This is a genomic window from Paraburkholderia sp. UYCP14C (genome assembly GCF_004197395.1).
Classification (GTDB): Bacteria; Pseudomonadota; Gammaproteobacteria; order Burkholderiales; family Burkholderiaceae; genus Paraburkholderia.
On the sequence record NZ_SELS01000067.1, the window covers coordinates 25,297 to 39,659 of the forward strand.

11 protein-coding genes are annotated in these 14,363 nt (G+C 62.0%); 3 read left to right on the plus strand and 8 right to left on the minus strand.

The genetic code is table 11. The features are described from left to right. Window positions 1–103: 103 nt before the first annotated feature. Both EVC45_RS36965 and EVC45_RS36970 read right to left on the minus strand, forming a co-directional pair. The gene (locus EVC45_RS36965) at window positions 104–394 is read right to left on the minus strand and encodes a hypothetical protein (protein WP_129963070.1); all 291 of its coding nucleotides are present in this window, start codon (window positions 392–394) and stop codon (window positions 104–106) included. 249 nt (window positions 395–643) lie between these two features. Continuing rightward, on the minus strand, window positions 644–976 hold the full coding sequence (locus EVC45_RS36970) for a DUF2322 family protein (RefSeq protein WP_129963071.1): 333 nt from the start codon (window positions 974–976) through the stop codon (window positions 644–646). Window positions 977–1,800: 824 nt separating this feature from the next. Between EVC45_RS36970 and EVC45_RS36975 the strand changes: the two genes are divergently transcribed. Both EVC45_RS36975 and EVC45_RS36980 read left to right on the plus strand, forming a co-directional pair. Next, window positions 1,801–3,990: a hypothetical protein gene (locus EVC45_RS36975; RefSeq protein ID WP_129963072.1), complete on the plus strand. Its 2,190-nt coding sequence runs from the start codon at window positions 1,801–1,803 to the stop codon at window positions 3,988–3,990. A gap of 168 nt (window positions 3,991–4,158) precedes the next feature. After that, window positions 4,159–4,815 carry an arylsulfatase gene (locus EVC45_RS36980; protein ID WP_129963073.1) on the plus strand — a complete coding sequence of 219 codons (657 nt, stop codon included), beginning with the start codon at window positions 4,159–4,161 and terminating at the stop codon, window positions 4,813–4,815. A 120-nt stretch (window positions 4,816–4,935) separates the two neighbouring features. Here the strand turns inward: EVC45_RS36980 and EVC45_RS36985 are convergent, their stop codons facing one another. The 5 genes from EVC45_RS36985 to EVC45_RS37005 form a co-directional block, all read right to left on the minus strand. Continuing rightward, entirely contained in the window at window positions 4,936–5,787 is an 852-nt protein-coding gene (locus EVC45_RS36985) for a carbohydrate ABC transporter permease (protein WP_129963074.1), read from the minus strand. Window positions 5,788–5,797: 10 nt separating this feature from the next. Then, the gene (locus EVC45_RS36990) at window positions 5,798–6,772 is read right to left on the minus strand and encodes a carbohydrate ABC transporter permease (RefSeq protein ID WP_373683111.1); all 975 of its coding nucleotides are present in this window, start codon (window positions 6,770–6,772) and stop codon (window positions 5,798–5,800) included. Between the two features lie 67 nt (window positions 6,773–6,839). Continuing rightward, window positions 6,840–8,093 carry an ABC transporter substrate-binding protein gene (locus EVC45_RS36995; RefSeq protein ID WP_129963076.1) on the minus strand — a complete coding sequence of 418 codons (1,254 nt, stop codon included), beginning with the start codon at window positions 8,091–8,093 and terminating at the stop codon, window positions 6,840–6,842. A gap of 85 nt (window positions 8,094–8,178) precedes the next feature. Further along, complete coding sequence (locus EVC45_RS37000; protein ID WP_129963077.1) at window positions 8,179–10,158, minus strand: beta-galactosidase; 1,980 nt, start codon at window positions 10,156–10,158, stop codon at window positions 8,179–8,181. Window positions 10,159–10,178: 20 nt separating this feature from the next. Continuing rightward, window positions 10,179–11,345 (minus strand): ABC transporter ATP-binding protein, encoded by a 1,167-nt coding sequence (locus tag EVC45_RS37005; RefSeq protein ID WP_129963078.1) that lies wholly within the window; start codon window positions 11,343–11,345, stop codon window positions 10,179–10,181. Window positions 11,346–11,539: 194 nt separating this feature from the next. On the opposite strand from EVC45_RS37005, the gene EVC45_RS37010 reads away from it, so the two are divergent. Continuing rightward, window positions 11,540–12,583: a LacI family DNA-binding transcriptional regulator gene (locus tag EVC45_RS37010; protein ID WP_129963079.1), complete on the plus strand. Its 1,044-nt coding sequence runs from the start codon at window positions 11,540–11,542 to the stop codon at window positions 12,581–12,583. A gap of 110 nt (window positions 12,584–12,693) precedes the next feature. Here EVC45_RS37010 and EVC45_RS37015 read toward each other — a convergent pair whose 3' ends face one another. Further along, entirely contained in the window at window positions 12,694–14,208 is a 1,515-nt protein-coding gene (locus EVC45_RS37015) for a methyl-accepting chemotaxis protein (RefSeq protein WP_129963080.1), read from the minus strand. Between the last annotated feature and the right edge of the window lie 155 nt (window positions 14,209–14,363).

Below are 14,363 nucleotides of genomic sequence, written 5' to 3' on the forward strand. Positions count from 1 at the left end.
GGCGACCATGGCCCAGATGCAAAGAATGACGGTCAAAGCGCTCATGTCAGTTTCCGGAACGTCGGGACTACGGGTTAGTACGGTGCTGCTGTCGCGCGGGCTGTCAATGCAGGGTGGACCGCTCCGGCGCCCCGAACAGCATTTCGTCGATCAGGGCGGTGGTGAAGGTCAACTCCGTTTCGAGCGATTGACGTGCGGCTTGCGCGCTCGCCTGGTCGCTTCGGGCGACGGCCGCGTGCGCCTGCGTTGCAAGACGCAGGATGGCTTCGGAACCGCGCTGCAGTTCGCGCATCGCGTGGTCGTCCGGACCGGGCGTCGGCTGATCCCGTTCGGAGTTGCCAGGTTCCGGCAGGTCGGCGTCGAACCGGCGGGGTTTGTTGTGACGGGATGACATCAGGGGCTCCTGACGGAAAAGCGCGCTAAGCGCGACGGGACGAATCCAGTGTGCGCCGGCCCCCCGCTTTTCAATTCACCGAACAGAAGCCGAATCTGAAGCCAATCTGGAGGCTTCGAGAAAAGCGAGGGTTTTTACCGAGCGATCAGCGCTGGCGAGCGGCAAATTCCGTCGCCGGGGGCGTTGGAATGCGCAATTGCAGTAGGAAAACGTCTACCTTGGAGAAGCGGAAAACGACTTTGAGCGGCCTTAGGCGGCCGGTACGACGTCGATTCGCAATGCCTCGCCGCCGGCCGCAATCGCCAGCAGGTGGTCGACGTTCGGATGCGCGCCCGGACGGTTGCGCGCGTCGGCCGTGTGCTCGGCGAACAGCGCGAGGCCGTGCTCGGCCGCCTTCGCGTCGAGCGTGCCGAATACGCCGCGCAGGTAGTTGTACACCGCGAGCGAGCCCTGCTTGCCCGGTTTGTTCTCGATGCTGGCGACCACGGCGCCGCTGCCGTTGAGCAGATCGATGCGTGCGATGCCGTCGATCGCCGGCATTTGGGCGAGATTTTCCTTGAAAACGTTGCTCGGTTCGATCATTGAAACCACTCCTTCCGTTCTAAAAAATGCATGGCGGGCCGTATCTTATCCGATGGCCGGCGAGCGCGTGAATTGACGGCGGCGACGGACCGGAACACGCCCTCGATATCCAGTATTCCTAGCTATTTTTTCGCGCGCGCGGCGGTCTCAACCTAACAGAGAAAACGTTTAACTTGAAGCACCCGAATAGCACGAATTCGGCCACCGTGTAATCACTTTCGAAGGAAGCCAGCATGGAGACGAAAGCAACGCGCCGAACTCACGACGCGCGAATGCTTCGGCAACCTAACCAACTTTCGCGAAATTAACCGAATCGATAATCCCTGGGTATCTCACATAAAATCAACCTAATAATCCACGCCTGACAAAGCGGACCAATCAGTGAAATAACCAGCGTTTTCCGCCCCGCACAGTAATGAGATCACTGGCGGGCGTGGTTTTAGACCGCTTGCAATTCGCTTTGAGATATGATCTCCTATGTCTTACAGAATATTTATGTAACGCAATTAAGCGTCGCCTGTAATCGTCGCGCCTCATCTCAGCGACACTCAGACCAAGGAGACAGCTAGACAGCATAAGGATCAAGGCCGAAAGCAAGGCTGGCAACGAGGATGGCTCAATCTTCGACGCAGGGCGTCGCTTTGCCCAACGATTTAAGTCATCTGATGACTGATGTGATAACTGATGTTTTAGTTTGACTGCATTACTTCTGGCAGTCCGCCAGATTATTTAAATCACCAGTCATTTAAAAAGGAGACAAAAAATAATCGTCCAATATCGGAAAAGTTAATCAGGCCATCAATCAATTAAAATCTGGAGACGAAATGCTTTCCCCGAAGAAAACTACGCTTGCCTTTGCCCTTAGCGCTGCCACAGCGCTTTTATTCACCGCCTGCGGCGGCGGTGTAAATGACTCATCCTCTTCCGCCGGCAATCCGTCCACGAATTCGCCGGCTCCCACACCCGATCCTTCGAAAAACGGTGCGATTTCGCTGCACGGCGTCGTCTACGGCGCGGCCGACACGAGCGTGCCGACCGGCGCCGGCATTTCGATCACGATGATGGGGCAAATGCGAGCGCTGTTCGATCTGATCAGAAAATCGTCCGATTTCACCCAGGTAGTGATGGATCTCGGCGACGGCAGCCCGGTCCACGTGCTCGATACCAACACCGGCGACAAATTCCTGCCCGGCAAGCTCGCGCTCGGTTTGTCGTGGATCCTGATCGACATGAAAACGAAAGGCGATCCGGCCTACGCCGACTATCTGGCGACGTACCAGAAAATCACGACGGCGATGATCACGCAGATGACCGGCTCCAATTACACGTACGCGAATACGTCCTGGGGCGAGTACTACTATCTCGTCGCGCTCAACAACTTCCAGTCGCACGGCATGCTCAACGAGGTGTTCAGCGACGCGATGCTGAAGACGCTGCAGGCGCGCCTGACCTTCTGCGACATGTTCGGCGCGGATGCGAGCGGCAAGACCGACACCTGCCCCGCCGCCGGCACGCCGATCGACGTCGCGTCGCTCAATACCGCGCAGAACTACTACGCGGTGTCGTATGGCATTGCGGGGCTGCGGCAAAAGCTCGGCTGGAGCAATCCGACGTTCTCGTCGACCAGCGACGCGACCGTCGCCACGATGAACGCGCGCGACGCGCTGCTGTACACGCTGACGAAACACATCCGCAATGACTCGTCCGGCGGCTTCTCCGACGAAGCGTCGAACACTCACACCACCTATTACGACCAGGCGCGCTACGACCGCTACAGCACGCTGCTGATCGGCGAAGTGACCGAGCGCACGCTGGAAATGGGCAATCAGGCGAACCTGACGCCGGAACTGAAATCGTATCTGCGCAACTCGGTCAACCTGATTCTTCCGCAGCTCAACACCAACGGCCAGGGCTTCAACTATGGTCGCTCGATCGGCCCATACGGCGACTCGGCATTCATGGAGGTGCTGACCGCGGCCGCCAATGCCGGCATCCTGACCGATCAGGAAATGAAGGTCGCCTATACGTACATCTACAAGTCGGCTCTGCGCTTCAGCAACTTCTGGTACGACCCGACGCTGCCGACGCCGTCCGTCAACATGTGGGTCAAGGGCCGCGGCACCGACTCGTATCGCGGCAAGCCGCGCGTGATGGGCGAAAACTTCAGCCTGCTGCATCAGTACATGTACGTGAACGCGTGGTGGGACAAACTCGGCTTCAGCGGCAAGGCGCCGCTGTCCGATACCGACATGCAGTCTTACCTCGACGCGCTCCCGCACTACACGCTGACCTGGTACAACCAGCCGACCGACACCGCGCACCCGTATAGCGCGGCGCTCATCACGGTGCGCGACGGCAAGCGCGTGATCAACCTGAACCTGAGCCAGGCGCCCGACTACAACTCGTACACGCCGTACTATCCGGTGCCGTCCTCGGACAATCTCGCCTACGGCACGACGGACCTCGGCTACGCGCTGATGATTCCGCAGGTCACGTACGGCGGCAAAACCTATATTCCGGTCACGTACTACAAGAATCTGAACGTGCAGCAAACCAATGGTCAGGTGGTCGTCACGTTCGACACCGCGAAGTTCAGGCAAGCGGCCAAGAACGCGTTGTCCACGACGGATCTCGATCTGCAGGTGCATACGGTGATGACGTTCGCCAAGGGCTCGATCACGCGCACCGATACGTTGAGCTCCGGCACGTTGACGGGCAACCTCGCGGTGGAAACGGACTACACGTCGTTCGCGGACTTCCAGAACACGACGGCAAATGGCGACGGCTACTCGGTCAGCTACACGAATAGCCCCGCGACGAATTACGCCGCGATGGGTTTCGATGGTTGCGCGCTGTCGCAGTTCGATACGGTCAGCGGTGCGACGAATCCGTTGTCGACCACGCCGATCGGACAGTTGCACTCCAACTTCGCCTGTACGACCAATCCGTTCGCGTTGACGGGCGGCGCCAGCCGTACGCTGAGCTGGACGCTGAAGTACGCTGATCCGGCCTGATAGCGCAAAGCGCCTTCCTTCCTGTTTTCAGGGAGGAAGGCCTCGTTTGATGGCTGATCGGGGTAGCGGCAATACCGGTAGCAGAAGTTGCCTTGTTAAGGAATCTCCGAGTCGGAACAATGAGTCCGAACCAGGCAACTTCAGGCAACTTCACCGGAGCTGGCAACCATGCGCATTTCCTTTCTGCACACGATCGAAAACAACCGCCAGGTATTCGAACACGCAGCCACCGAGATGGGTCTGCGGCCCGACGATCTTCGCCATGCGGTGCGAGCGGACCTGCGGGAAGCAGTCGAACGTGTCGGCACGTTTGATTCCGACACACAAGCGCAAACGCGCGGTTGTCTGCTTGAACTCGCCAGCAACGCCGATGCCGTCGTTCTGACGTGCGCAACCCTCGGGCCCATAGCCGACGAGATTGGCTATGGGCCCGTGCCTTTTGTCCGGGCGGATGCCGCGCTGGCTGTCACGGCCGCCGAAGCCGCACAAGGCGGTGGCAAGATCGCGGTGCTGTGCGCGGCCGAAGGCGCGATCGAATCCAATCGGAAGCTCTTCACGCGGTATGCGCAAGAACGTTCCGCGTCGGTGGAGATCATTCACGTGCCGCAAGTGTGGGCGCTGTTGCGCAGCGGTGAAATGGATGCATGCTTCGCCGCAATCGCATCGGCGACGAAAGAGGCCTATGCGGCAGGCGCGAGCGTCGTCGCGTTTGCGCATCCATGGATGGCTCAGGCCGCGGACCTCGCGAGCAAAGCGAGCGAAGGCAAGCGGCCTCTCGATAGTGCGCACGCAGCGTTGAATGCCGTTATGCAGCGGGTCAATTAGGCGTCAGCTGAGAAGCGTTGATCGAGAAGTCAGCGAGCGAGCAGCCGTTCGCAACGTCGAAAAAAAGCCCGCTTGCGCGGGCAACCCTTCTCTACATAGCATTCTCACGCGCCAACATCCTCACCCCTTCGTCGCGCCGAACGTCAATCCTGCGACGAAATGCTTCTGCATCGCAAAGAACATCATGACCGATGGCAGCGCCGCCAGAATCGATCCCGCCGACACGAGATTCCACGCGGTCGTCCACTGCCCTTTCAGCGCGGCCACGCCTACCGTGATCGGCGCGGCATCATCGCCTTGGGTCAGACACAAGGCCCAGAAATAGTCGTTCCACACGAACGTGAACACGAGGATCGCCAACGCCGCGAGCGCCGGACGAATCAACGGCAGCACGATCCGGAAGAACACGGTCCACTCGTTCGCCCCTTCGATACGCGCCGCCTCCACCAGTTCGAACGGCAGCTGCTTGATGAAGTTGCGCAGAAACAGCGCGCAAAAGCCGGTCTGGAACGACACGTGAAACAGAATCAGCGCGCTCACGGTATTGAACAGCCCGAGTTGCAACGACAGGTCGCGCACCGGAATCATCAGCACCTGGATCGGCACGAAGTTACCCGCGACGAACGTCGCGAACAACGTCGAATTGCCGCGGAAGCGATAGACCGCCAATGCAAAGCCCGCCATCGCCGCCAGCGCGATCGAACCGACTACCGAGGGCCCCGTGATCAGCACGCTATTCCAGAAGTAATGCAGCATCGGCGATGTCGTCAACGCCTCGCGATAGTTATCGAACATCGCGAAGTGCTTCGGCCATCCCCAGTAATTGCCCTCGCTCAACTCTTCGGTCGAACGCACCGAAGTCACCAGCACCGCGATCATCGGCAGCAGCCAGATCAGGAGTGCGATCGGCAAGGTCAGTTTGTAGGCGCGGCGCGTGGCCGGCTTCCATTTGTCGATCGGAATCGGAAACATCAGCGGCTCCTTATTGCTCGGCGCGCAGCATTCGCCGCAGGTGATAGACGATGTACACGAGCATGATGCCGAACAGCACCACCGCGATCGCCGCCGAATAGCCGATGCGGTAATACTTGATGGCCTGGTCGTACATGAAATAGGCGAGCACCGTCGAGCTTTCGAACGGACCGCCGCCCGTCATCACCGAAATCAGATCGAAGCTGCGCAGCGCGCCGATGATCGTCACGACGATCGCCATGAAGGTCGTGGGCCGCAACTGCGGCAGGATCACATGCCAGAGCATCGACCAGCCCTGCGCGCCTTCCATTCGCGCGGCTTCGATCTGCTCGGCGTTCAACGTGGTCAAGCCGGTCAGATAAAGAATCATGCAGTACGCGGTTTGCGGCCACAGCGCCGCGAACACGATGCCGAACGTCGCGTAGCGCGGATCGCCGAGCACCGGCACGCCGTGGCCGAGCATCATCGCGAGCAGGCCGAAGGTCGGATCGTAGAACCATGAGAAGATCAGCCCGACCACGACGCCCGACAACACGAACGGCGCGAAAAACAGCGACTTGACGATGCGAATGCCCGCCACCGCCTGGTTCAGATACAGCGCGACGGCGAGGCCCATCGGCGGTGCGAGCAAAAACAGCACGAGCCAGATCAGGTTGTTCTTCAGCGCCGTATAGAACGTCGGCGTATGGACCAGCTCGATGTAGTTCGCGAGGCCGATGAAGGTCGGCTCGGTCATCCCATCCCAGTTGAAGAAGCTCAGACGGATCGTCGAGAGGATCGGCCACACCACGTACACGGCCACCATGAAGCAGGCCGGCGCGAGAAACAGAAATGCGGCGCGCCGCTGCCGCCGCGCGGTCGGCGTCGGGCCGCGCCGGCGCGACGCGACGGGCGCGCCGCCCAGCGCACCGCCCGGCGCGGGCACGCCCTGCCCGCCGGGTTCAACAGAACCGTCGACGCTATGACGGCTGACGGAATGCGACACGATCAATCTCCCGATCCGATCTGATACAACGCGATGCATCGGACAGCGGCCTTGCGGCCGCTGCCGCTCACTTCTTGTAGATACGCTGACGCGTCTGCTCGAGCTGCGCGAGGATGTCGTCGAGTTTCGACGGGTCGGAGACGAACTGCTGCATCCCCTTCATCCCTTCGTCGGCCATTTCCTTGGTCATGTCGCGATCGTAGAACTGCGCGATGCCGCCCTTCGTGTTCGACAGGATCTGGAAACCGATCTTCGAAATCGGATCTTCAGGCTCCGGCGATTTGCTGTTCGCCGACAACGAGCCGAGACCCTTGGCGAGCTGCGCGCCGATCTCCGGCGTCTCGACGAAAGCAAGGAACGTGTGCGCATCGGACTTGTTCTTCGCCTTCGACGGAATATGCAGCGATTCGACCGGCCCATCCTCGGCGGTCGGCACCTTCGAGTCGATGATCGGGAACTGGAAGTACCCCATCTGCGACTTCACGTTGTCCGGGAAACCCGCCGTAATGAACGTGCCCATCAGCATCATGGCGGCCTTGCCCTGGAACAGGAACGGCTGCACCGCGTCGAGATCGTAGGACAGTGAATTGTTGATGAAGTAGCCGTCGTCGATCAGTTGCTTCCACGTCGTATAGACCTTCTTCACGCGCGGATCGGTGTACGGAATCTCGCCGGCCATCAGCTTCTGATGGAACGCGTTGCCGTTCAGGCGCAGATCGAGGTAATCGAACCAGCCGGCCAGCGTCCACGCATCGCGGCCCGCCACCGCGATCGGCGCGATGCCGGCGGCCTTCAGCTTTTTCGCGGCGTCGAGAAACTCGTCCCACGTTTTCGGCTCGCCCTTGATGCCGGCCTTCTCGAACAGGTCCTTGCGATAGAACATGCCCCACGAGTAGTACACGGTCGGCGCCGCATACTGCTTGCCCTTGTACGACGACGCTTCCTTCGTCGACGCATACATGGTGTTCCAGCCGTTCTTCTGCCAGTCGCCGGTCAGATCTTCGAACAGGCCACGCTGCGCGTAATACGCCATCCGTTCGCCGTCGTGCCAGTTGACGATATCGGGCGCGACAGTCGAAAGCCAACCGGGCAACTGAACCTTATAAGCCTCTTCGTCGATGAACGACACCTTCACGTCGATGTCGGGATGCGCTTTCTTGAACTCGTCGACCACTTGCTGCCACACCGCGCGCTGGCTCGCGCCCTTGTACGCGATGTTCATCGCGAGCGTGCCCGCCTGCGCGGTGCCGGCGACCGAGGTCCCCGCGGCAACCGCAGCCAGCGCGAGCGCCAACAGAATCTTGCGTGGTTTCAGCTTCATTCTGACTGTCTCCTTCATTTCATGGTTTTTACGTCGTTGTCGCTTCTGTATCGAATGGCTGCGTGGAATTGCTGCGGCCAGACTTCTATTGCGAGCGGTAGACCGCTACCCCTTGCGGCGCCACCTCCCGGGAGCCGATCACGAATGCGTCGTCGGAAATGTTGTCGACCGTGTAGGCTTGATCGCCATAGTTGAACACATAGGTCAGCGCGCCGCGACGGCTGATGCGCACGCTGTCGCCGAGTGCTAACGTTTCGAGGCCCGCTTCCTGTGCGATCCGGGCGAACAGGCGAACCGTCAATGCGTCGTCGAACAGGCTCGCGAGGTAGTGGTATGCGCCGCTTCGCACGTACGCGGGATGACCGTCCGCAAAACGCGCGCGCACGTCGAAAGATGACGATGCATCGCTGTCGATGAAATCGCGCCAGTGCCGCGCGAAGCCGTCGGCCGCACCGCCCTGCTGTTCGAGCACCACCGCTTCGGTCACGTTCGGACGCATCGATTCGACGCGCCACACGCGCAGCGGCAGCACCGATGTCAATGCGCCGGGCGGCAGGTTCGCCGGAATTCGCAGGTCGCGCGTCTTCGAACCGGTGCGCGGGCCGAGCACGACTTGCGCGCCCGAGCGTGCGAGACGCTCGGCGAAATCGTCGGGCACAACCGGCAGCGGCGGCACGACGACGAGGCTGTAGCCGTCGAACGACGCGTCGGCCGGTACGACGTCGACGTCGAGTCCGAGCGCGCGCAACGCCGAGTAGTACTCGAACGCGAACCGCGGATAGTGAAAGTCCGCGCCCTGAGGATGAATCTCGAACAGCCACTTCGCTTCGTAGTCGTAGACGAGCGCGACTTTCGAGCGGATCGACGCATTCGCGTCGGCATTCGCGGCGAGCACCGTGCGAATCTCCGACACCACCTGCGAAGCTTCATTGCCGCCGACGTCGAGCCGGTTATCGGGCGTATTGAGCCCCGCATGCATCTGCTCCTGCGCGAACGGCGCCTGACGCCAGCGGAAATACGACACACAGCCCGCGCCGTGCGCGAACGCTTCCCAGCTCCACAGCCGCACCATGCCCGGCAGCGGCGCCGGGTTCCACTGCGCCCAGTTCACCGGCCCCGGCTGCTGCTCCATCACCCAGAACGGCAGCTTCGACATGCCGCGATACACGTCGTGATTGAACGACGCGAAATCCGGATGACCGCTGCGCAGCCAGCGGGCCTTGATGTCCGGCGCGAACCACTGCTCTTCGAGCGCGCCCAGCGGATAGCTGTCCCATGTCGCGATGTCGAGATCGGCCGCAACCTTGTAGTGATCGAACTCGGTGAAGAGTTGCATGAAGTTGTGCGCGACCGGTCGCCCTGGCGAATGCGCGCGAATGATCTCGACCTGCATGCGGTTGTAGCGCGCCACTTCGTCGGAAGCGAAGCGCCGGTAGTCGAGCCGATGCGACGGATGCGCCTCGGTCACGGTGCCCACAGGCGCGTCGATTTCGTCGAAGCCGCGGTACTCCATGCTCCAGAACACCGTGCCCCACGCGTCGTTCAATGCCTGGATCGTGCGATAACGCGCCTTGAGCCACTCGCGAAAGCGCGCGACCGCAGCCGGCGAATAGCTGACCACTGTGTGATGACAGCCGAATTCGTTATCGGTCTGCCAGAATGCGACCGCCGGATGCTTGCCATAGCGCTCGGCCACCGCCGTGCAGATACGCCGCGACGCCTCGAAATAGGCGGGCGACGAAAAGTCGTAGTGACGCCGCGAGCCGAACGCGCGCGGACGGCCATCGGCGCCGACCGGCAGGATGTCCGGATGACGGTCGATCAGCCACTTCGGCGGCGTCGCGGTCGGCGTACACATGACGACCTTCAGGCCAGCCGCGCCGAGCACGTCGACGGCGCGATCGAGCCAGCCCCAATCGTATTCGCCGGGCGTCGGCTCGATCCGGCTCCATGCGAATTCGGCAATCCGCACCTGCTCGATGCCGAGCGCTTTCATCCGGCGCGCGTCGTCTTCCCACATCGACTCGGGCCAGTGCTCCGGGTAATAACAGACTCCTACACGCATCCCTATGTCCCCAATGTTCTTCAAGCGTAGTGTTCGACGGATTCGAGCGACGCGGCCGCGAAGCCGTCCTCGGTAAACAGATGACAGGCCGTGCGCGGCACCCGCAGGCTCGCGGCATCGCCTGGAGCCAGGCGCGTGTTGCCGGGCGCCTTGGCGATCAACACGGCGCCGCCGGGTTGATCGAGGTGGACGTAACTGTGTTCGCCAAGCTGCTCGACGAGCGATACGGTGCGCGCGAGCACGCCGTCTTGCGACGCGGCCGGGTTCGTGGCGGCCGATGCATCGACGAACTCGAGATGCTCGGGACGCACGCCGAGCGTGACCGGTTGCGCCGGCTGCAATCCCGCGCTGCTGACCGGCACACGCATGTTCTCGCCGGTGTGATCGAGCGTGACGAGCACGCCTTGCGCATCCAAGGACGCCACCTTGCCCGGCAGGAAATTCATTCGCGGCGAGCCGATAAAGCCGGCCACGAAGCGGCTTTTCGGGCGGTGATACAGCTCGAGCGGCGCGCCGATCTGCGCGATGCTGCCGTAGCGCTCGGTGTCCTTGCCCGCATGCAGCAGCACGATCTTGTCGGCGAGCGTCATCGCTTCGATCTGATCGTGCGTCACGTAGACCACGCTCGCCTTAGCGAACTGCTTATGCAGGCGGGCGATTTCGACTCGGGTTTGTCCGCGCAGGGTTGCATCGAGATTGGACAGCGGTTCGTCGAACAGAAACACGCCGGGCTCGCGAACGATCGCGCGGCCGATCGCGACGCGCTGCCGTTGCCCGCCCGACAGCGCCTTCGGCTTGCGCTCGAGCAGTGCCTCGAGTTGCAGGATGCGCGCGGCTTCACGCACCTTGCGCTCGATTTCATCCTTCGGGGTCTTCGCGAGTTTGAGGCCGAACGCCATGTTCTCGAACACGCTCATGTGCGGAAACAGCGCATAGCTCTGGAACACCATCGCGACGCCGCGTTGCGCAGCCGGCACGTCGTTGACGATCTTCCCGCCGATCGACAGGTCGCCGTCGGTCACATCTTCGAGCCCGGCGATCATGCGCAGCAGCGTGGACTTGCCGCAGCCCGAGGGGCCGAGAAACACGCAGAACTCGTTTTCGCCGATGTCCAGATCGACGTTGCGAATCACCGGCGCACCGTCGCCATACGACTTTTGCACGCCTCGTAACGAAATGCTCGCCATTGCATCGACTCCGTGATTTAATCGGCGCGAAGTCGGAGATTAAGCGCTTAATCAGCAAGACCGAAAAATCGATCGCAAGGCGATCGTTGGGTCTGTCTCCGATATCGTTTTGTACGTTGGTTCGACGACAGATGTTGCCGCGAGTCGCGCGGCGATGCAAATGTCGGACAGTCATCCCACATATTGACCAGAACATGCCCACACTCAGCGAAGTTGCGCGTCACGCCGGCGTCACGCCGGCCACGGTGTCCAACGTGCTGCGCAATCGCGGCCGGGTTGGCGAAACGACCCGGCAACGCGTGCTCGATGCGGTCGCGGCACTCGGCTATCGCCCGCATCTCGCCGCGCGCGCGCTGGCCGAGGGCCGCGCGCCGACGCTCGCGCTGATGGTGTCGAGCATCGCCAATCCGTTCTATCCCGAGTTCGCGCTCGCGGTCGAACGGGCGGCGCGCGCGAGCGGCCATTTCGTGATCATCTGCAATACGAACGAAGATCCGCTGAGCGGCCGTGCGTACCTCGACCAGATCGCCGGCACCTTGTCCGAAGGCGTGCTCGTGACCAACGCGAACCTCGATTTCGCCGATCTGCACAAGACCGAAGCGCGCGGCACGCCGGTCGTGCTGTGCATGTGGGAGCGGCCCGCCGAGCCGCCCGGATTGCCGTGCGTCGCGGTCGATTTCCGGCTGGCCGGCAAACTGGCCGGCGAGCACCTGCTCGAACTTGGGCATCGGCGCATCGGTGCGATCGTCGGCAGCAAGGCTTCGGGCATTCACGCGGCGCGCTACGAAGGTTTCGTCGATGCGTTGCGCGCGGCCGGCGTGATGAAGAATCGCGTGCGGCATGCGGTCGACACGATCCACGGCGGCTACCTCGCGGCGCGCGCGCTGCTCGAAGCCGATCCGCAACTGAGCGCGATCTTCTCGACCAACGACCTGCCCGCGCTCGGCGCGATGCACGCGGCCGCGGATCTCGGCCTGCACGTGCCGAACGATCTGTCCGTGATCGGCATCACCGACATTCAACTCGCGCGCGAATCGCGGCCCGCGCTGACGACCGTGGCCGTACCGACGGTCGAGGTCGCCGGACTTGCCGTGCAACTGCTGCGCGAGCTGATCGAGACGTCGTACGGACAGGCGCAGCGCGGCGCGCAGGACGTGCCGGCGCGCGTGCCGATGCGAATTTCGTCGGCGCCGAAACTGGTCGTGCGCGCGTCGACTGCCGCGCCGCGTTCTCGTTGATGTGGCCGTAACGGTTGGTTGGCAAGCGAGCGCAGGCGAGCGGAATCACGCTGCGCCGCCGGCACCGGAAATCGGAAAGCCGATGCGCGGCCTGGTTCGAGTTGCATGGATCAGAATGTTTGCCAGTCGCCGCTCGCCTCCGCGAGAGCAGGCGTAGCTACCGGTGACGCCCGCGCGTGGGTGCGTGGCTGGTTTTTCGGCTCTGTGCGCGACTTCACTGCTGCATGGGCGATCGCCGGCACGGCCGCACGTCCAACGGGTACACGCGAAAGAACCGGCGTGGAAGCGGCTCCGTCACCGAGCCTGAACGTGGCGACCGCGGTCTTCAGTTTCGCGGCCTGGTCATCGAGCGACTGTGCGGCGGCAGCAGCCTCTTCGACCAGCGCGGCATTCTGCTGCGTGACTTCGTCCATTTGCGTGACGGCCTGACCGACCTGATCGATGCCCTTGCTCTGTTCGTCGGACGCCGCGGCGATTTCACCCATGATGTCGGTGACGCGCGTGACGGCCACATTGATCTGCTGCATCGTGGCGCCGGCCTGATCGACGAGGTCCACGCCCGTACGCACGCGTGTGACCGAAGTATCGATCAGTGCCTTGATTTCCTTCGCGGCCGTCGATGAGCGTTGCGCGAGCGAGCGCACCTCGCCCGCGACGACGGCGAAGCCGCGGCCCTGTTCGCCCGCGCGGGCAGCTTCGACCGCCGCGTTCAGCGCGAGGATATTGGTCTGGAACGCGATGCCTTCGATGATACCGATGATGTCGGCGATCTTCGACGAGCTGTCCTTGATTTCGTCCATCGTCGAGACCACGCGCTGGACGACGCCACTACCTTCTTCGGCGATCCCCGACGCGTTTGCGGCCAGCGTGCTGGCCTGACGTGCATTGTCCGCGTTTTGACGCACGGTGCCCGTCAACTCTTCCATGCTGGCGGCGGTCTGTTCGAGCGAGGCGGCCTGCTCCTCGGTACGCGACGAAAGATCGATGTTGCCCGCCGCGATTTCTTTCGCCGCGACGCTCACCGACTCGGTCGATTCCCATACGGTGACGAGCACCTCGACGACGCGACTCATCAGTTCGTTGTAGGCGGCCGCGGCTATACCGATCTCGTCCATCGTGTCGATCGGAACGCGCTGGCTCAGGTCCAGCGTTTCGCTCGCCTGTTGCAGTGTCGACTGGATGTTGTTCAGCGCCTTCAGGATCGTCCGGGACAATGCCCAGATCGATCCGCTCACGATCGCCAGGCCGAGGATCATGACGGCAATGACGATATACATCATGTTGGCGCGGGCACGGTCCGCGCTTGCAGCGGTTTCGCGCGCGCGTTCCGCGCTCTGCGCGACGTTCTGCTCGAGCAACGCCTGGAACGGCTGGAAGTCGGAGTGATAGATGGCCGTCACTTGCTCATTCGCTGCTTTCGCATCATGCGTGGCCAGTTCGATGGTTTGCCGTGACTTCCTGTCGTATGCTTTCCAGCCCTCTATCAGCGTCTTGAACTTCTCCCCTCCATCCGCGCTGGCGAGGAGGGATCCCATGGCGTCTCCCCATTTGCCGATGTTCTGCTCGGCATCCGTAAAGATTTTTTTCGTATCGTCGGCGGTGGGATCGAGCTGGATCGTGGACATCGCACTTGCCTTGATCTCCAGGAGACTGCGAATTTGCTGCTGCCGTTTCGATGCAGCTACCGACGACTCGTCGATCGATGTATCGGCTCCGGTTGTCTGGACAAGCTTTTGCAGCTCAGGCGGCCAGCTTCATCAGCCTTTCCTGACGGGCTTCG

Bases quoted from the DNA above. Each gene is read 5' to 3' on its own strand.
- EVC45_RS37005 (WP_129963078.1), bottom strand. From the start codon at position 11,345: ATGGCGAGCATTTCGTTACGAGGCGTGCAAAAGTCGTATGGCGACGGT.
- EVC45_RS36980 (WP_129963073.1), top strand. From the start codon at position 4,159: ATGCGCATTTCCTTTCTGCACACGATCGAAAACAACCGCCAGGTATTC.
- EVC45_RS36975 (WP_129963072.1), top strand. From the start codon at position 1,801: ATGCTTTCCCCGAAGAAAACTACGCTTGCCTTTGCCCTTAGCGCTGCC.
- EVC45_RS36985 (WP_129963074.1), bottom strand. From the start codon at position 5,787: ATGTTTCCGATTCCGATCGACAAATGGAAGCCGGCCACGCGCCGCGCC.
- EVC45_RS36970 (WP_129963071.1), bottom strand. From the start codon at position 976: ATGATCGAACCGAGCAACGTTTTCAAGGAAAATCTCGCCCAAATGCCG.
- EVC45_RS36995 (WP_129963076.1), bottom strand. From the start codon at position 8,093: ATGAAGCTGAAACCACGCAAGATTCTGTTGGCGCTCGCGCTGGCTGCG.
- EVC45_RS37000 (WP_129963077.1), bottom strand. From the start codon at position 10,158: ATGCGTGTAGGAGTCTGTTATTACCCGGAGCACTGGCCCGAGTCGATG.
- EVC45_RS37015 (WP_129963080.1), bottom strand. From the start codon at position 14,208: ATGTCCACGATCCAGCTCGATCCCACCGCCGACGATACGAAAAAAATC.
- EVC45_RS37010 (WP_129963079.1), top strand. From the start codon at position 11,540: ATGCCCACACTCAGCGAAGTTGCGCGTCACGCCGGCGTCACGCCGGCC.
- EVC45_RS36965 (WP_129963070.1), bottom strand. From the start codon at position 394: ATGTCATCCCGTCACAACAAACCCCGCCGGTTCGACGCCGACCTGCCG.